This window comes from Buttiauxella noackiae (assembly GCF_000737905.1).
GTDB lineage: Bacteria > Pseudomonadota > Gammaproteobacteria > Enterobacterales > Enterobacteriaceae > Buttiauxella > Buttiauxella noackiae.
The window spans coordinates 1,508,122-1,525,840 of record NZ_JPRU01000002.1; the positions used below are offsets into that span (position 1 = coordinate 1,508,122).

General features: G+C 49.1%; 15 protein-coding genes and 2 tRNA genes. 2 read left to right on the top strand and 15 right to left on the bottom strand.

Annotated features, from left to right (window positions below; all coding sequences use genetic code 11):
- Positions 1–85: 85 nt before the first annotated feature.
- From pnp to rlmE, 14 genes are all read right to left on the bottom strand, one after another.
- Positions 86–2,215, bottom strand: a complete 2,130-nt coding sequence (pnp, locus tag IX31_RS15350; RefSeq protein ID WP_034459677.1) for a polyribonucleotide nucleotidyltransferase — start codon at positions 2,213–2,215, stop codon at positions 86–88.
- 245 nt (positions 2,216–2,460) lie between these two features.
- Entirely contained in the window at positions 2,461–2,730 is a 270-nt protein-coding gene (gene rpsO / locus IX31_RS15360; RefSeq protein WP_034459680.1) for a 30S ribosomal protein S15, read from the bottom strand.
- Between the two features lie 153 nt (positions 2,731–2,883).
- A complete protein-coding gene (gene truB, locus IX31_RS15365) occupies positions 2,884–3,828 on the bottom strand; it encodes a tRNA pseudouridine(55) synthase TruB (RefSeq protein ID WP_034459682.1) in 945 nt (314 codons plus the stop codon).
- The gene (gene rbfA / locus IX31_RS15370; protein ID WP_034459684.1) at positions 3,828–4,232 is read right to left on the bottom strand and encodes a 30S ribosome-binding factor RbfA; all 405 of its coding nucleotides are present in this window, start codon (positions 4,230–4,232) and stop codon (positions 3,828–3,830) included. Before rbfA ends, truB begins: the two co-directional genes overlap by 1 nt.
- Before the next feature lie 68 nt (positions 4,233–4,300).
- Positions 4,301–6,982, bottom strand: coding sequence for a translation initiation factor IF-2 (infB, locus tag IX31_RS15375; RefSeq protein WP_034459686.1), 2,682 nt, complete (start codon positions 6,980–6,982; stop codon positions 4,301–4,303).
- Between the two features lie 24 nt (positions 6,983–7,006).
- Entirely contained in the window at positions 7,007–8,494 is a 1,488-nt protein-coding gene (nusA, locus tag IX31_RS15380) for a transcription termination factor NusA (RefSeq protein WP_034459687.1), read from the bottom strand.
- A 27-nt stretch (positions 8,495–8,521) separates the two neighbouring features.
- Positions 8,522–8,974: a ribosome maturation factor RimP gene (gene rimP / locus IX31_RS15385; protein WP_072009469.1), complete on the bottom strand. Its 453-nt coding sequence runs from the start codon at positions 8,972–8,974 to the stop codon at positions 8,522–8,524.
- Between the two features lie 210 nt (positions 8,975–9,184).
- A tRNA-Met gene (locus IX31_RS15390) sits at positions 9,185–9,261 on the bottom strand.
- Positions 9,262–9,321: 60 nt separating this feature from the next.
- Positions 9,322–9,408, bottom strand: a tRNA-Leu gene (locus tag IX31_RS15395).
- A 45-nt stretch (positions 9,409–9,453) separates the two neighbouring features.
- A complete protein-coding gene (gene secG, locus IX31_RS15400; protein ID WP_034459692.1) occupies positions 9,454–9,783 on the bottom strand; it encodes a preprotein translocase subunit SecG in 330 nt (109 codons plus the stop codon).
- Between the two features lie 232 nt (positions 9,784–10,015).
- Positions 10,016–11,353 carry a phosphoglucosamine mutase gene (glmM, locus tag IX31_RS15405; RefSeq protein ID WP_034459694.1) on the bottom strand — a complete coding sequence of 446 codons (1,338 nt, stop codon included), beginning with the start codon at positions 11,351–11,353 and terminating at the stop codon, positions 10,016–10,018.
- Complete coding sequence (gene folP, locus IX31_RS15410; protein ID WP_034459696.1) at positions 11,346–12,194, bottom strand: dihydropteroate synthase; 849 nt, start codon at positions 12,192–12,194, stop codon at positions 11,346–11,348. Before folP ends, glmM begins: the two co-directional genes overlap by 8 nt.
- A gap of 208 nt (positions 12,195–12,402) precedes the next feature.
- A complete protein-coding gene (ftsH, locus tag IX31_RS15415) occupies positions 12,403–14,340 on the bottom strand; it encodes an ATP-dependent zinc metalloprotease FtsH (protein WP_034459698.1) in 1,938 nt (645 codons plus the stop codon).
- Positions 14,341–14,396: 56 nt separating this feature from the next.
- Complete coding sequence (rlmE, locus tag IX31_RS15420) at positions 14,397–15,026, bottom strand: 23S rRNA (uridine(2552)-2'-O)-methyltransferase RlmE (protein ID WP_034459701.1); 630 nt, start codon at positions 15,024–15,026, stop codon at positions 14,397–14,399.
- Positions 15,027–15,152: 126 nt separating this feature from the next.
- On the opposite strand from rlmE, the gene yhbY reads away from it, so the two are divergent.
- The gene (yhbY, locus tag IX31_RS15425; RefSeq protein WP_034459704.1) at positions 15,153–15,446 is read left to right on the top strand and encodes a ribosome assembly RNA-binding protein YhbY; all 294 of its coding nucleotides are present in this window, start codon (positions 15,153–15,155) and stop codon (positions 15,444–15,446) included.
- Positions 15,447–15,552: 106 nt separating this feature from the next.
- Here the strand turns inward: yhbY and greA are convergent, their stop codons facing one another.
- On the bottom strand, positions 15,553–16,029 hold the full coding sequence (greA, locus tag IX31_RS15430; protein ID WP_034459707.1) for a transcription elongation factor GreA: 477 nt from the start codon (positions 16,027–16,029) through the stop codon (positions 15,553–15,555).
- A 254-nt stretch (positions 16,030–16,283) separates the two neighbouring features.
- Here greA and dacB point away from each other — a divergent pair, with 254 nt between their 5' ends.
- Entirely contained in the window at positions 16,284–17,717 is a 1,434-nt protein-coding gene (gene dacB, locus IX31_RS15435; protein WP_034459709.1) for a serine-type D-Ala-D-Ala carboxypeptidase, read from the top strand.
- Positions 17,718–17,719: the final 2 nt, after the last annotated feature.

Sequence of the window (17,719 nt, forward strand, 5' to 3'; positions counted from 1 at the left end):
TCCTGTCCGCCGGCTCTAAAACGAGACTCCCTGCCCCGTAATAAATAGCTCTCCATGTCACCATGGAGAGCTTAATTGGTATAGCTTACTCAGCTTCTGGTGCAGCTGGTGCTGCGCTTTCTGCTGGGGACTGCTCAGTTGCTTCTTTGATGCTCAGACGAACACGGCCCTGGCGATCAACTTCCAGTACTTTAACTGGAACTTCTTGACCCATTTGCAGGTAGTCAGTCACTTTCTCTACGCGCTTGTCAGCGATTTGAGAAATGTGTACCAGACCTTCTTTGCCGCCGCCGATCGCAACGAATGCACCGAAATCTACGATACGAGTAACTTTACCGTTGTAGATACGGCCAACTTCGATTTCAGCAGTGATCTCTTCGATACGACGAATAGCGAATTTCGCTTTGTCGCCATCGGTCGCAGCGATTTTCACTGTGCCGTCATCTTCGATTTCGATAGTAGTGCCGGTTTCTTCGGTCAGCGCACGAATCACAGAACCACCCTTACCGATCACATCTTTGATCTTGTCTGGGTTGATTTTGATTGTGTGAATACGTGGAGCGAACTCAGAGATGTCACCACGCGGTGCATTGATAGCCTGTTCCATTACGCCAAGGATATGCAGACGCGCACCTTTAGCCTGGTTCAAAGCAACCTGCATGATTTCGCGGGTGATACCTTCGATTTTAATATCCATCTGCAGCGCAGAGATACCTTCACGACTACCAGCAACTTTAAAGTCCATGTCGCCCAGGTGGTCTTCATCACCCAGAATGTCAGACAGAACAACAAAGTTATCGCCTTCTTTAACCAGACCCATCGCAATACCGGCTACAGCGGCTTTGATTGGCACGCCTGCATCCATCAGTGCCAGAGAAGCACCACACACGGAAGCCATGGAAGAAGAACCGTTAGATTCAGTAATTTCAGACACTACGCGCACGGTGTACGGGAAGCGGTCAGCTTCTGGCATAACAGCCAATACGCCACGCTTAGCCAGACGACCATGACCAATCTCACGACGCTTCGGTGAACCGACCATGCCGGTTTCACCTACGGAGTACGGAGGGAAGTTGTAGTGGAACAGGAAGTTGTCGGTACGTTCGCCCATCAACTCATCCAGGTTCTGTGCATCACGAGCGGTACCCAGAGTTGCTGTAACCAGCGCCTGAGTTTCACCACGGGTGAACAGTGCAGAACCGTGAGTACGTGGCAGAACGCCAGTACGCACATCCAGACCACGGATCATATCTTTTTCGCGGCCATCGATACGCAGTTCACCAGCCAGAATGCGGCTACGAACAACATTTTTCTCGATAGCGTGCAGGATGTCGCTGACTTCGCCAGCATCAATTGAATCGTCTTCAGCTGACAGTGCAGCGATGACGTCAGATTTGATGATGTCGACTTGCGCGTAGCGCTCTTGCTTATCAGTAATACGGTAAGCATCGCTCAGGCGAGATTCAGCAAGTGCAGCAACACGCGCATTCAACGCTTCGTTAGCTGCTTCTGGCTGCCAATCCCAACGTGGTTTGCCAGCTTCAGCAACCAGAGAGTTGATGTTCTGGATAACAACTTGCTGCTGTTCATGGCCAAATACTACTGCGCCCAGCATCTGATCTTCGCTCAGCAGCTCAGCTTCGGACTCAACCATCAGCACAGCACCTTCGGTACCGGCAACAACCAGGTCCAGTTTGCTGGTTTTCAGTTCATCAGCAGTTGGGTTCAGAACATACTGGTCATTGATATAACCAACACGTGCAGAGCCAATTGGGCCGTTGAATGGAATACCAGACAGGCTCAGAGCTGCAGAAGCACCGATCATCGCAACGATGTCCGGGTGAACTTGTGGGTTCACGGAAACAACGGTCGCAATTACCTGAACTTCGTTAACGAAACCTTCCGGGAACAGTGGGCGCACTGGACGGTCAATTAGACGCGCGATCAGTGTTTCGCCTTCGCTTGGACGGCCTTCACGACGGAAGAAGCTACCCGGGATACGACCAGCAGCGTAAGTACGCTCCTGATAGTTAACAGTCAGTGGGAAGAAGTCCTGGCCTGCTTTCGCTTTTTTCTGACCGACTACGGTCACGAATACAGCGGTGTCGTCCATGCTTACCATTACTGCTGCGGTAGCCTGGCGAGCCATCATACCGGTCTCTATTGTGACCGTATGCTGACCGTATTGAAATTTACGGACAATCGGAGTTAGCAAAATAATATCCTTAATAATCTTTGGTAGCAGGTGATTGCACTTGCTCCGTTTAACCCGATCTCTATCGCATCCTCGCGACTAATGACAACCCTAACCCGCCCATGCGGATAAAGCCTCTCATTAGCCGCGCGAACCTCTGCAATAAAGATCACACTCTGCAACAATACATTAGTTTCCATAGAATTGCTGCCATCTGGTTGAAAAAAGGGGCCTTAAAAGGCCCCTTTTTCTAAAACTCGCAAGACTTAGCGACGCAGACCCAGACGCTCGATCAGGCTGGTGTAACGTGCTACATCTTTACGCTTCAGGTAGTCGAGCAGTTTACGACGCTGAGAAACCATACGCAGCAGACCACGACGGCTGTGGTGATCTCTTTTGTGCTCAGAGAAGTGACCCTGCAGGTGGTTGATCTGAGCAGTCAGCAGTGCAACCTGAACTTCGGTAGAACCGCTGTCGTTAGAACCACGACCAAACTCGGAAACGATTTTTGCTTTAGCTTCAACGCTTAGAGACATTTTAAACTCCAGAATTATAGATAAAAAGATAGAGTGCCGATCTCTAATTCAGCAACTCCAGTGCACTTTCACAACAATGTTGAACAAAGGTATGAAAGTTAAGCCGCGCCATTTTACCTGTAGCCACCTCTTATCGCAAGGCAACTCCAGGGGTCAGAGCGGATACTCAACAACCAGACGACGAGGCGCTACACGTCCATCATCATCAATTTCGGCCATGCCGATAAATTTGCCTTCATCACCTTCGGTGACGCGGACTAGCCCTTCTGCTGGCGCGCCAGACACTTGCACCGGTTGCCCATTCTTGAAGTAACCCGCAACAGCAGGTAATAAATTCACGATTGGGAAGTCTGAAGCCGGACTGTCCATTGGCATCAATAGTGGATCTAACAACACCGATGGTTCAATTTCTTGCGCTTGTGCTTGCTCAAGCAATGCTTGCAATTGCTCAAGCGTCACCATTCGTTCAACAGGATACTTGCTCACCGCAAGACGGCGCAGGAAAGTCACATGAGCACCACAACCGAGCTTTTCACCTAAATCATCAGTGATGGTTCGGATGTATGTTCCCTTAGAACAGTGAATTTCCAACTCAAGCTCATTGCCTTCATGGCGAATAAACAGAAGTTCGTAAACCGTGATTGACCGTGCTTCACGCGGCACCTCGATACCCTGACGCGCATACTCATAAAGCGGCTTGCCTTGATATTTCAGTGCTGAATACATCGATGGAACTTGCTGTGTTTCACCACGAAAGCTATCTAGCGCTTGCGCTAACTCTTGCTCAGTAAAAGTTACCGGGCGCTCCTGAACGATTGTGCCATCAGCATCAGAAGTATCAGTGCGCTGCCCAAGGCGGGCAATAACACGGTAGCGCTTATCGGAATCGAGTAAGTAACGCGAGAACTTTGTCGCTTCACCGAGGCAAATCGGCAGCATGCCAGTTGCAAGTGGGTCAAGCGCTCCGGTATGGCCGGCACGGTTAGCATTATAAATACGCTTAACTTTCTGCAATGCATCGTTTGAAGATAAACCCTGAGGTTTATCTAACAACAGCACTCCGTGAATATCACGACCACGACGACGAGGACGACTCATTAATCCTCCTTGCTGTCATCCGTATCGTTAACACGACGCTCATCATCGTTTCTGATGACGTTAGATACCAGATTCGACATGCGCATACCTTCAACCAACGAGTTATCGTAGAAGAAAGTCAGTTCAGGCACGATACGCAGGCGCATTGCTTTGCCCAGTAAAGAACGAATGTAGCCAGAAGCATCCTGTAAAACCTTGATGCCTTCTTTTACTGCTTGTTCGTCTTTATCGTTCAGGAAGGTAACAAACACTTTGGCATAAGCCAGATCGCGTGACACTTCAACACCAGAAACGGTAGTCATCATGCCCAGACGCGGGTCTTTGATTTCGCGCTGCAGGATGATTGCGATCTCTTTCTGCAATTCCTGGGAAACACGCTGTGGGCGACCAAATTCTTTCGCCATAATAAATTCTCCATAAAATCAGGGGGCGCTCGGCCCCCTAAAGATATTAGCTATGTACCCGGCTGATATCAGGCGATGGTACGTTGGATTTCGATGATTTCGAATACTTCGATCACATCACCAACACGCACATCGTTGTAGTTCTTCACGCCGATACCACATTCCATACCGTTACGAACTTCGTTAGCGTCATCTTTGAAGCGGCGCAGGGATTCCAGTTCGCCTTCATAGATAACAACGTTGTCGCGCAGTACACGAATTGGATTGTGACGTTTGACCACACCTTCGGTAACCATACAACCTGCGATTGCGCCAAATTTCGGTGATTTGAACACATCGCGAACTTCGGCCAGGCCGAGGATCTGTTGTTTCAGTTCCGGAGACAGCATGCCGCTCATTGCCGCTTTAACTTCGTCAATCAGATGATAGATGACGGAGTAGTAACGCAGATCCAGGCTTTCTGATTCGATAACGCGACGTGCAGATGCATCAGCACGAACGTTGAAGCCAACCAGAATCGCGTTAGAAGCTGCAGCAAGCGTTGCGTCAGTCTCAGTGATACCACCAACACCGGAACCGATGATTTTAACTTTAACTTCATCAGTAGACAGTTTCAGCAGGGAATCGCTGATCGCTTCAACAGAACCCTGAACGTCCGCTTTCAGCACAACGTTCACTTCGGACACTTCGCCTTCGGTCATGTTGGCGAACATGTTTTCCAGTTTAGATTTCTGCTGGCGAGCCAGTTTAACTTCGCGGAATTTACCCTGACGATACAGAGCAACTTCGCGAGCTTTTTTCTCGTCACGAACAACTGTTACTTCATCACCTGCTGCCGGCACACCGGACAGACCAAGGATTTCAACAGGAATAGACGGACCAGCTTCAGTAACTTCACGACCCATTTCGTCACGCATTGCACGAACACGGCCATATTCGAAGCCACAAAGAACGATATCGCCTTTGTTCAGGGAACCTTCACGAACCAGAACAGTTGCTACCGGACCACGACCTTTATCAAGGAAGGACTCGATAACCACACCGCTTGCCATACCATCACGCATCGCTTTCAGTTCAAGAACTTCTGCTTGCAGCAGGATTGCGTCCAGCAGTTCGTCAATACCTGTACCTGCTTTAGCAGATACATGGATGAACTGGCTTTCGCCGCCCCACTCTTCAGGCATGATGCCGTATTGAGACAGTTCCTGCTTAACGCGGTCTGGATCAGCTTCTGGCTTATCGATTTTGTTCACCGCAACTACTACCGGCACCTGCGCCGCTTTCGCGTGCTGGATAGCTTCGATAGTTTGTGGCATTACGCCATCGTCTGCAGCAACAACCAGAACAACGATATCCGTTGCCTGAGCACCACGAGCACGCATAGAAGTAAACGCTGCGTGTCCCGGGGTATCCAGGAAGGTAACCATACCGTTTTCAGTTTCTACGTGGTATGCACCGATGTGCTGGGTAATACCACCCGCTTCACCAGATGCCACTTTAGTAGAACGAATGTAATCGAGCAGAGAAGTTTTACCGTGGTCAACGTGACCCATGATGGTAACAACTGGAGCACGTGACTCAGCAACTGCATCAGTGTCACGATCGCTCATCAGCGCTTCTTCCAGCTCGTTTTCACGACGCAGGATAACTTTGTGGCCCATCTCTTCGGCAACCAGCTGTGCGGTTTCCTGATCAATGACCTGGTTAATGGTCGCCATAGCGCCCAGTTTCATCATTGCTTTGATGACCTGAGAGCCTTTAACAGCCATTTTGTTAGCCAGTTCTGCAACAGTAACTGTTTCGCCGATTACAACGTCACGGTTAACTGCTTGCGCAGGCTTGTTGAAGCCTTGCTGCAGAGAACTTGGTTTACGCTTGCCTTTACCGCCACGAACTGCAGCACGCGCTTCTTCACGGTCAGCTTTAGACTCACCGTGTTTGCCGCCTTTTTTCTGGCGTGGTGCTTTAGTTGTCGCAGTACGAGCACGAGTACGGCCAGCTTCAACTTCGCGGTCGTTTTCGTCTTCAGCCTGGCGAGCGTGTTGAGAAGTGGTTACATGGTAATCAGATTTGTCGTCTTCCACTTTCTCTTCTTCCGTCCATACACCAGCGTTAGCTTCAGCCATTTTACGGGCCTCTTCAGCTACACGACGGGCGTCTTCTTCTAATTTGCGACGGGCTTCTTCTTCAGCTTTGCGCTTAAGCTCAGCAGCTTCAGCTTCGCGACGGGCTTTATCGGCCTGGGCGCTTTTCGTCATATCGTCTTGATTGCTCACTTTGTCTTTTTCCGCAGCTTCACGTTTCGCTTTATCAGCGGCTTCACGCTTAGCTTTATCTTCAGCTTCACGTTTAGCTTTTTCTTGCGCCTGACGATTGGCAGCTTCCTGCGCCTCACGTTGGGCTTGCTCTTCCGCTTCACGCTGCGCCTGTTCTTCCGCGGCAAGACGTTCTGTCTCTTGCGGATCACGTTTCACAAAGGTGCGCTTCTTGCGGACTTCGATTTGTACCGATTTACTTTTCCCACCGGTACCTGGAATGTTTAAAGTACTGCGCGTTTTGCGCTGTAATGTCAACTTATCTGGCGCAGAACCGTGTTCACGATTCAGGTGCGCCAGTAATGTCTGTTTTTCCTGGGCCGAGACAGAATCATCAGCAGCCTTAGGGATCCCTGCATCAGCAAATTGCTGTACCAGGCGGTCCACGGAGGTCTGAATCTCTGCGGCCAGCGCTTTTACGGTTACATCTGTCATGCTGTTCCTTCCTGCTACAGTTTATTACGCTTCGCCGCCAAACCAGCAGATATTGCGAGCAGCCATAATCAATTCCCCGGCTTTCTCGTTGGTCAAACCTTCAATATCTGACAGATCGTCGACACCTTGCTCAGCCAAATCTTCCAGCGAGCTCACACCGCGCGAAGCGAGTTTAAAGGCCAGGTTGCGATCCATACCTTCGAGGTTCAGCAGATCCTCTTGAGGTTTGTTATCACCCAGGCTTTCTTCCTGCGCCAATGCCAGTGTGGTGAGGGCGTTTTTGGCGCGATCACGTAATGCTTCCACTGTATCTTCATCAAGGCCGTCAATTTCCAGCAGCTCTTTCATCGGCACGTATGCCAACTCTTCGAGGGTGGAGAAGCCTTCTTCTACCAATACAGTGGCAAAATCCTCGTCGATCTCGAGGTATTTGGTAAAGGTATCAATGGCAGCATGTGCTTCAGCCTGATGCTTGGCTTGCAGGTCATCAACAGTCATAACGTTGAGTTCCCAGCCGCTCAGCTGTGCAGCCAGACGAACGTTTTGCCCGTTACGACCGATTGCTTGTGCCAGGTTGCCTGCCTCTACCGCGATATCCATTGTATGTTTGTCTTCATCGACAACAATGGAAGCCACGTCAGCCGGAGCCATAGCATTGATAACGAATTGTGCCGGGTTATCGTCCCACAGCACGATATCAATACGCTCACCACCCAGTTCAGTAGAAACTGCCTGAACACGCGCACCGCGCATGCCAACACAAGCACCTACTGGGTCGATACGCTTGTCATTGGTTTTAACGGCGATTTTCGCACGAGAACCAGGATCACGAGCAGCGGCTTTGATTTCAATAACTTCTTCGCCAATTTCCGGCACTTCAATGCGGAACAATTCGATCAGCATTTCAGGCTTGGAACGGCTGACAAACAGTTGAGCACCGCGAGCTTCCGGACGCACAGCATAAAGCACGCCGCGAATACGGTCACCTGGGCGGAAGTTTTCACGCGGCAACATATCTTCGCGAAGAATAACTGCTTCAGCATTGCTGCCGAGATCCAGAGAAATATTTTCTCGGTTAACTTTCTTCACCACACCGGTGATGATTTCACCTTCGTGTTCGCGGAACTGATCAACCACCATTGCACGTTCAGCTTCACGTACTTTTTGTACGATAACCTGTTTTGCAGTTTGAGTAGTGATACGGTCAAAGGTTACAGATTCAATCTGGTCTTCAACATATCCGCCTACATTCAGCTCTGGATCTTCGAATTGAGCTGCATCAAGAGTGATTTCACGCGTAGGTTGAGTAACTTCTTCTACAATGACCCAACGGCGGAAAGTATCAAAGTCACCACTTTTACGATCGATGCTAACGCGCACATCAATCTCTTGTTCGTATTTTTTCTTGGTCGCTGTTGCCAGTGCACTTTCCAGCGCTTCGAAAATCTTCTCACGCGGCAATGATTTTTCGTTGGAAACTGCTTCTACAACAGCCAAAATTTCTTTGTTCATCCTGGGTTTTCACCTCAATCCAAACTATTAAAAGTGGGGTACCAGGTTCGCTTTCTGGATGTTGCTCAGCGCGAACACTTCATCTTTGCCTTCCACCGTAACCGTGATCATCTCACCTTCTACGGCTTTAATGATACCCTGCCATTTACGACGGTTTTGCACGGCCATTCGCAACACAATGCTCACTTCTTCACCGGTAAAACGAACGTAATGCTCGGCGGTAAACATTGGACGATCAAGGCCTGGTGAGGAAACTTCCAGGTTGTAAGCGACAGTGATAGGGTCTTCGACATCCAGTACTGCACTTACCTGGTGACTGACATCAGCACAATCATCAACATTGATGCCATCTTCACTATCAATATAGATGCGCAGCGTGGATTGGCGACCTCGAACAAATTCGATTCCTACCAATTCATAGCCCAGCGCCTCGACCGGTGCTGAAATCATCTCTGTTAATTTTTGCTCTAATGTGGACAAGCCCACCCCCAAGAAATAAAAAAAGGGCATATAGCCCAGTTATTCTAAAGTCAGATAACAAAAAACCCCGATAAATCGAGGCTTTATATAACTGAACCCTGTACACCGCGAATGCGGCTCGGACAATATCCAGGAGAATTTTTTTCTAAATTCTTCGCGAGGCACCATCTGGTGTTCACAGTATATTTGAAAAAGAACTCTCAGGGAAAGTGGTTGCGGGGGCCAGATTTGAACTGACGACCTTCGGGTTATGAGCCCGACGAGCTACCAGGCTGCTCCACCCCGCGTCCGAAAACGTGGCAAATATTACGCCGATATTGCATAAAATGCAAGAAATGCAGATATTTTGGTACCGAGGACGGGACTTGAACCCGTAAGCCCAATCGGGCACTACCACCTCAAGGTAGCGTGTCTACCAATTCCACCACCTCGGCACTTTGAACACGGTAATCACTTCTTACCGTATTGAAGCTTACTACTTACTGCGGGATATCGCTGCTCGGCTTGGTAGGTGCCGCTGGCTGTGACTCAGTTTTTGTTGGCTGAGTTAAATTATCCCACACACTTCCTTTATCGGTTTTGTTGGTATTGAGGTTACCCAGTACCAGGCTGATAATAAAGAACAGCGTTGCTAACACAGCGGTCATGCGGGTCATGAAATTACCAGAACCACTTGAACCGAACAGCGTAGCGGAAGCGCCTGCTCCAAAGGAGGCTCCCATATCAGCGCCTTTACCTTGTTGCAGCATGATAAGACCCACAAGGCCCAAGGCTACAATAAGGAAAACAACTAAAAGAGCTTCGTACATAATCAACCTGTTCCTTGCGGTATTACCGCATACCAAAGCTTCAAACCAGTCAAGCGGATACGTTTAAGTTTACCCACTGAAGCGGGTGAGAATACTAACCAAAGCCGGCGTTACGCGCAAGGGCAATTTATTCACATTTCTCTGACTGCAGAAAAAAGCAGCAATATATTAGTATTTGATTATAAAAAAGGCGGCAAACGCCGCCTTTTTGCACAAGTTATACAACTGTGAATTAAACCGCTTTTACCGCATCAGCAATACGGTTGGCATATTCAATAACCAGCGCTTCATCTTCACCTTCTACCATCACGCGGATTAAAGGCTCAGTGCCCGATTTACGCAACAGCACACGACCACGGTTACCCAGAGCTTCTTCCACTTCAGCGGTCACTTTTTTCACGGTGTCATGCTCAAGCGGGTCGCCGCTACCCGCAGTAAAGCGCACGTTAACCAAAACCTGCGGGAATAATTTCATTCCGCTACATAAGTCATGCAGGCTCATATGGTTACGTACCATAGCGGTAAGTACTTGCAAACCTGCAACGATACCGTCACCAGTGGTGGTTTTATCCAGCAAGATCACATGGCCTGAGTTTTCAGCACCAATTCTCCAGCCTTTTTCCTGCAGTTTTTCCAACACATAGCGGTCACCCACTTTTGCACGTGCAAACGGAATACCCAATTGCTTCAAAGCCAGCTCCAGGCCCATATTGCTCATCAGCGTACCGACGGCACCACCGCGCAGCTGTCCCTGACGAAGCCCTTCGCGAGCAATGATGTAAAGGATTTGGTCACCATCAACTTTATGGCCCAGATTGTCCACCATGATGACACGGTCACCATCACCATCCAGTGCGATACCAATGTCAGCTTTTTCAGCCAACACGCGCTCCTGGAGCATACGCACATCAGTGGCGCCACATTTTTCGTTGATATTGACGCCGTTCGGTTCACAACCCACGGTAATGACCGTTGCACCGAGTTCACGCAGCACATTTGGCGCAATGTGATAAGTCGCACCATTTGCACAGTCGACGACAATTTTCAGGCTGCTGAGGCTTAATTCGTTCGGGAATGTACCTTTGCAGAACTCGATATAGCGGCCAGCTGCATCCACAATACGGCTGGCTTTGCCCAGTTCCGCAGAATCGACACAGGTGATCTCTTTTTCCATTTCCGCTTCAATGGCTTCTTCAACTTCGTCTGGCAGTTTTGTACCGTCGATTGAGAAGAATTTGATCCCGTTATCATAGAACGGGTTATGAGATGCAGAGATAACGATCCCTGCTTCAGCACGGAATGCACGCGTCAGATAAGCAACGGCAGGCGTTGGCATCGGACCGGTGAATGAAGCAGACAAACCCGCAGCGGCGAGACCCGCTTCGAGAGCAGATTCCAGCATGTAACCAGAGATTCGGGTATCTTTACCGATAATAATTTTACGCGAGCCGTGGCGGGCTAAGACTTTACCCGCAGCCCAGCCGAGCTTCAGCACAAAGTCAGGAGTAATTGGAGAATCGCCTACACGACCGCGGATGCCATCTGTGCCAAAATATTTACGGTTACTCATAGCGTTTTTTTTCCTTCGCTGAAAGTGTGGCTTCCACCACGCGCATCGCTTCGACTGACTCTTTTACATCGTGAACTCGAATGATGTTCGCCCCTTGCATCGCAGAAATGACTGCACACGCAATACTGCCACTCAGGCGTTGATCCGGCCCGACATTCAGCAGTTGGCCAACCATTGATTTACGCGACATCCCCACCAATAGCGGTAAGCCAAAATGATGGAATTCGGAAAGTCGGGCTAAAAGTTGATAATTGTGGGTCAGATTTTTACCGAAACCGAAGCCGGGGTCGAGCAACAATTTTTCTTTTGCGATGCCTGCCGCTTCACAGCGGGCTATTTGGTCGATAAAAAAGCGATTCACATCTGCAAAAACATCATCGTAACGCGGAGCCTGCTGCATATTCTTAGGTTCGCCCTGCATATGCATCAGGCAAACGGGCAAACCAGTTTCAGCGGCGGCTTCAAGCGCGCCAGGTTCCTGCAACGAGCGAATATCGTTGATGATATGTGCCCCAACCCGTGCCGCTTCACGAATCACGTCAGGTTTGGACGTATCAACAGAAATCCATACTTCAAAGCGTTGGGCAATAGCTTCGACCACAGGAATCACGCGGGACAACTCTTCTTCAACACTCACCTCTGCCGCACCCGGACGTGTCGACTCACCACCAATATCAATAATCGTCGCACCCGCATTGATCATCGCGTTAGCGTGTTTTAAAGCTTCCACTAGCGAATTGTGCTTTCCACCATCGGAAAAAGAGTCTGGCGTGACGTTCAATATACCCATGATATGAGGATGAGAAAGATCGAGCGTAGTGCCCTGAGCAGTCAGTTTCATTGAGTTTCCCTTGAATTAATTGAAGCAATACCCAAAATAATTCCAGCTGCAGAAAGATGAATCCCGATGCGCTTACTCGGTAAGTAATTTGGGTAAATGTGTGCAACCAACGCACCTGCAGCTTGAAGTATGACGGGTATAAAAACAAAAACCCCGGGACAAGCCCAGGGTTTTATAGATTACTGCAGTAACATCCGGCAGAGACGACTTATTTGTCGCCCAACTGTTCCGACATAGTATTACCAGGATTTGGCGTACGCGGTTCATCGACCGGACGCGGTGCTCGTGGTGTACCATTGTTATCAGAATTGTTGTTGCCGTTATTTGATTCTTCCCAGCCCGCTGGCGGACGCACATCACGACGATTCATCAGATCATCAATCTGTGGAGCATCGATGGTTTCATACTTCATCAATGCGTCTTTCATGGTGTGAAGAATATCCATATTTTCATTCAGGAGCTGACGAGCACGAGCGTAGTTACGCTCAATCAACAGCTTCACTTCCTGATCGATGATACGTGCAGTTTCATCGGACATATGTTTGGCTTTAGCCACAGAACGACCAAGGAACACTTCACCTTCCTCTTCCGCATAAAGCAGCGGGCCGAGTTTTTCAGAGAAGCCCCATTGGGTCACCATGTTACGGGCAATAGACGTTGCTACTTTGATGTCGTTAGATGCACCGGTAGAAACGTGCTCTGCACCATAAATAATCTCTTCAGCAAGACGGCCACCGTACAGCGTAGAGATCTGGCTTTCCAGTTTCTGACGGCTGGCACTAATTGCATCACCTTCTGGCAGGAAGAACGTCACACCCAGCGCACGACCGCGCGGAATGATAGTTACTTTATGCACAGGATCATGCTCTGGAACCAAACGACCAATAATTGCGTGACCCGCTTCGTGGTATGCGGTGGATTCTTTTTGCGCTTCAGTCATCACCATGGAGCGACGTTCCGCACCCATCATGATTTTGTCTTTCGCTTTTTCGAATTCAACCATGGAAACCACACGCTTATTGCCACGGGCAGCAAACAGAGCAGCTTCGTTCACCAGGTTTGCAAGATCCGCACCGGAGAAGCCTGGAGTTCCACGTGCAATGATTGCCGCATCGATATCTGGAGACAACGGTACACGGCGCATATGCACTTTCAGGATCTGCTCACGACCACGTACATCTGGCAGACCAACAACAACCTGACGGTCAAAACGGCCTGGACGCAGCAACGCTGGGTCAAGTACATCTGGACGGTTTGTTGCAGCGATAACGATGATACCTTCGTTGCCTTCAAAGCCATCCATTTCAACCAGCATCTGGTTCAATGTTTGTTCACGTTCATCGTGACCACCACCCAGACCTGCCCCACGCTGACGGCCGACGGCGTCGATTTCATCGATAAAGATGATGCATGGTGCTGCTTTTTTAGCCTGTTCAAACATGTCACGAACACGGGATGCACCCACGCCCACGAACATTTCAACAAAGTCAGAACCGGAAATAGTAAAGAACGGTACTTTCGCTTCACCCGCAATGGCTTTCGCCAGCAAGGTTTTACCAGTACCCGGAGGGCCGACCATCAGTACGCCTTTCGGGATTTTACCGCCCAGTTTCTGGAAACGGCTTGGCTCACGAAGGTACTCAACCAGCTCAGCAACCTCTTCTTTTGCTTCGTCGCAACCAGCAACGTCAGCAAAAGTGGTCTTAATTTGGTCTTCGGTGAGCATACGCGCCTTGCTCTTACCGAACGACATTGCACCTTTGCCACCGCCGCCCTGCATTTGACGCATAAAGAAGATCCAGACCCCAATTAGCAATAGCATTGGGAACCAGGAGATGAAAATAGAAGCCAGCAAGCTTGGCTCTTCAGGCGGTTCGCCTACTACTTTCACATTTTTGGTCAGCAGGTTATCAAGCAGTTTAGGATCGTTAACGGGGATGTAAGTCGTGTATCGGTTACTATCTTTCTTGGTAACTTTGATTTCACGTCCATTGATACTCGCTTCACGAACCTGGTCTTGATTTACTTCAGACAGGAAAGTGGAGTAATCCACCCTACGGCCGTTTGACTCGCTGGGCCCAAAGCTCTGGAACACAGACATCAGCACAACCGCGATGACCAGCCAGAGTATTAGGTTTTTCGCCATGTCACTCAAGGGATTAACCTCATATTACAACTGTGTTAACAAACAGCGTCAGGGTACTATAGTTTTCGCCCAGTCGCTACAATGTACACTTCACGTGAGCGGGCACGAGAAGAGTCCGGCTTACGAACTTTTACGGTCGTAAACAGGGAGCGAATTTCTCGTAGATATTCATCGAAACCTTCGCCCTGAAACACTTTCACTAAAAAACTACCGCCCGGTGCCAGAACATCGCGACACATTTCAAGTGCCAGTTCTACTAAATACATTGCCCGGGGAATATCAACTGCCGGTGTCCCGCTCATATTTGGAGCCATATCTGACATGACAACCTGAACTTTACTGTCACCAACACGATCCAGCAGAGCTTTCACGACTAATTCATCACGAAAATCGCCCTGAAGGAAGTCGACACCAACGATAGGATCCATTGGTAAAAGATCGCAAGCAATGATTCGCCCCTGATTCCCGATTTGAGTCACAACATATTGTGACCAACCTCCGGGAGCAGCACCAAGATCAACAATTGTCATTCCTGGCTTAAAAAGTTTGTCACTTTGCTGTATTTCATCAAGTTTAAACCAGGCACGGGAACGTAACCCTTTTTTCTGCGCCTGAATTACATATTTATCGCTAAAGTGTTCCTGCAGCCAGCGACTGGAGCTGGCAGAACGCTTTTTACCTGTCATCTCAATTTCCAACTTTGTTCATCGTGAGTAGCAGGCTGTAAGAGTTATCAGCACAGCCGATTGGCGATACGGGAGATATGGCGGTAGAATGAACCGTTTTCAATCCCAACGTAAGCAAAAAATACGATGAATCTGAGTACTAAACAAAAACAGCACCTAAAAGGTCTTGCACATCCGCTCAAGCCTGTAGTCATGCTTGGCAATAACGGTTTGACCGAAGGGGTACTGGCCGAGATTGAACAAGCGCTTGAACATCATGAGTTAATCAAGGTGAAAATCGCAACAGAAGATCGCGAAACTAAAACCTTGATTGCGGATGCCATCGTGCGTGAAACCGGCGCCTGTAATGTACAGGTTATCGGCAAAACGCTGGTGCTCTATCGCCCGTCTAAAGAGCGCAAAATTTCTCTGCCAAAATAAGCAGAGAGTGTGCAAAATGCCACGCTCTGTTAGTTGATAAAAGGCCGCGGTGCGGCCTTTTTCCTTTCTTTACAATACGCCACGCTGTAAAAAAGCGTAGCAGATATTATAAATATTCCACTTTTAGTATTTCGAACTCTACATCACCACCCGGTGTGCGGATAACAACAACATCCTCCTGCTCTTTGCCTACGAGGCCACGAGCAATCGGTGAGTTCACAGAAATAAGATTCTGTTTAAAATCAGCTTCATCATCACCCACAATGCGATAAGTCTGCTCTTCGTCGTTATCCAGATTCAAAACTGTAACGCTCGCGCCAAAAATGACACGACCATTATTTGGCATTTTGGTGATATCGATAATCTGAGCGTTGGACAGCTTCGCTTCGATATCCTGGATACGGCCTTCACAAAAACCCTGTTGCTCACGCGCGGCGTGGTACTCAGCATTTTCTTTCAGATCGCCATGTTCACGAGCATCAGCAATCGCAGCAATAATTTGTGGGCGGCGCACAGACTTCAGGAAATCCAGCTCTTCACGTAATCTTTCTGCGCCACGTAGGGTCATCGGAATAGGTTGCATTGTTATACCTCTTCAAAACTTTCCTGTTCAGAACTACCAAATGGCATTCCTGAATCCAGAGCCTGGTTTGCTTTAAATAAGGCAAACCCCTGGCACTAAGCAAAATAAAACTGACCCGGAGCAAAGCACCAGGCCAGGAACGGTTTCCAAATTGACCTGTATTTTACCCTGGAGTTCACTGAGGGTCATCGTTTACTTTGCACTGCGATGCACCGTAGTATGGCGCTACGTTTCCAGGTTGTTACCGCGAGATTATGCGATTTTTTAGATTTGTCATTGGATTGACCAGTGCTGTGGTGTTTACCGTCCAGGCCGCCAACGTTGAAGACTATACTTCCCAGTTGCCAGCTGGCGCGAACCTGGCTTTGATGGTGCAAAAAATTGGTGCGCCTGCCCCATTGATTGACTATCACAGTCAACAGATGGCTCTGCCCGCAAGTACCCAAAAAGTCATCACGGCTCTGGCAGCATTATTACAATTGGGCCCAGATTTCAGGTTTAACACCACGCTTGAAAGTAATGCGCAAGTCAGTAATGGCGTATTGCAAGGTGACCTTATTGCCCGATTTGGTGGCGATCCTACGCTAAAACGTCAGGATATTCGTAATATGGTCGCAGTCCTGAAAAAATCAGGCGTGCAACAAATTCAGGGAAATGTACTGGTCGACACCTCCATATTTGCCAGTCACGACAAAGCGCCTGGCTGGCCGTGGAATGACATGACTCAGTGTTTTAGCGCCCCTCCAGCCGCTGCAATTGTCGACCGAAACTGTTTCTCTGTTTCGCTCTATAGTGCCCCAAAAGCTGATGATTTAGCCTTCATCCGCATCGCTTCCTACTATCCTGTGGTTATGTTCAGCCAGGTTAGAACTCTCGCCAAAGGCTCACCAGATGCACAATATTGTGAACTGGATGTGGTGCCAGGCGACCTGAATCGCTTCACACTTACCGGTTGCATGACGCAACGTGCAGACCCCCTCCCCCTCGCCTTCGCGATACAAGATGGAGCCAGTTACGCGGGAGCGATTTTGAAGGCCGAGCTGAAAGAAGCTGGGATCAGCTATAGCGGAACCTTATTGCGTCAGACGCAATCCAATACTCCTGGAACGGTAATTGCCAGCAAGCAATCTGCACCACTGCACGATTTGCTAAAGGTAATGCTGAAGAAATCAGACAACATGATCGCCGATACTGTTTTTCGAACCATAGGACATAACCGTTTTGGCGTACCAGGGACATGGCGTTCAGGTGCCGACGCAGTACGACAAATCCTGCGACAAAAAGCGGGTGTCGATTTAGGTAATAGTATCGTGGTAGATGGCTCGGGGTTGTCTCGGCATAATCTGATTTCACCCGCTACGATGATGCAGGTGCTGCAATACATCGCCCAGAATGACACTGAGCTTAACTTTATCTCAATGTTACCACTGGCCGGCTACGACGGCTCACTGCAGTATCGTGCAGGCCTACATCAGGCGGGTGTTGACGGCAAAGTTTCGGCTAAGACAGGCTCACTGCAAGGTGTATATAACCTTGCCGGATTTATCACCACTGCCAGCGGCCAACGTATGGCCTTTGTGCAATATTTGTCAGGCTATGCTGTAGAGCCTGCCGATCAACGTAACCGTCGTATCCCATTAGTGCGCTTTGAAAGTCGTCTCTATAAGGATATCTACCAGAATAATTGAGT

Excerpts from the sequence above, each read along its gene's own strand:
- rpsO (WP_034459680.1), bottom strand. The coding sequence starts at position 2,730 with ATGTCTCTAAGCGTTGAAGCTAAAGCAAAAATCGTTTCCGAGTTTGGT.
- truB (WP_034459682.1), bottom strand. The coding sequence starts at position 3,828 with ATGAGTCGTCCTCGTCGTCGTGGTCGTGATATTCACGGAGTGCTGTTG.
- rbfA (WP_034459684.1), bottom strand. The coding sequence starts at position 4,232 with ATGGCGAAAGAATTTGGTCGCCCACAGCGTGTTTCCCAGGAATTGCAG.
- infB (WP_034459686.1), bottom strand. The coding sequence starts at position 6,982 with ATGACAGATGTAACCGTAAAAGCGCTGGCCGCAGAGATTCAGACCTCC.
- nusA (WP_034459687.1), bottom strand. The coding sequence starts at position 8,494 with ATGAACAAAGAAATTTTGGCTGTTGTAGAAGCAGTTTCCAACGAAAAA.
- secG (WP_034459692.1), bottom strand. The coding sequence starts at position 9,783 with ATGTACGAAGCTCTTTTAGTTGTTTTCCTTATTGTAGCCTTGGGCCTT.
- glmM (WP_034459694.1), bottom strand. The coding sequence starts at position 11,353 with ATGAGTAACCGTAAATATTTTGGCACAGATGGCATCCGCGGTCGTGTA.
- folP (WP_034459696.1), bottom strand. The coding sequence starts at position 12,194 with ATGAAACTGACTGCTCAGGGCACTACGCTCGATCTTTCTCATCCTCAT.
- ftsH (WP_034459698.1), bottom strand. The coding sequence starts at position 14,340 with ATGGCGAAAAACCTAATACTCTGGCTGGTCATCGCGGTTGTGCTGATG.
- rlmE (WP_034459701.1), bottom strand. The coding sequence starts at position 15,026 with ATGACAGGTAAAAAGCGTTCTGCCAGCTCCAGTCGCTGGCTGCAGGAA.
- yhbY (WP_034459704.1), top strand. The coding sequence starts at position 15,153 with ATGAATCTGAGTACTAAACAAAAACAGCACCTAAAAGGTCTTGCACAT.
- greA (WP_034459707.1), bottom strand. The coding sequence starts at position 16,029 with ATGCAACCTATTCCGATGACCCTACGTGGCGCAGAAAGATTACGTGAA.
- dacB (WP_034459709.1), top strand. The coding sequence starts at position 16,284 with ATGCGATTTTTTAGATTTGTCATTGGATTGACCAGTGCTGTGGTGTTT.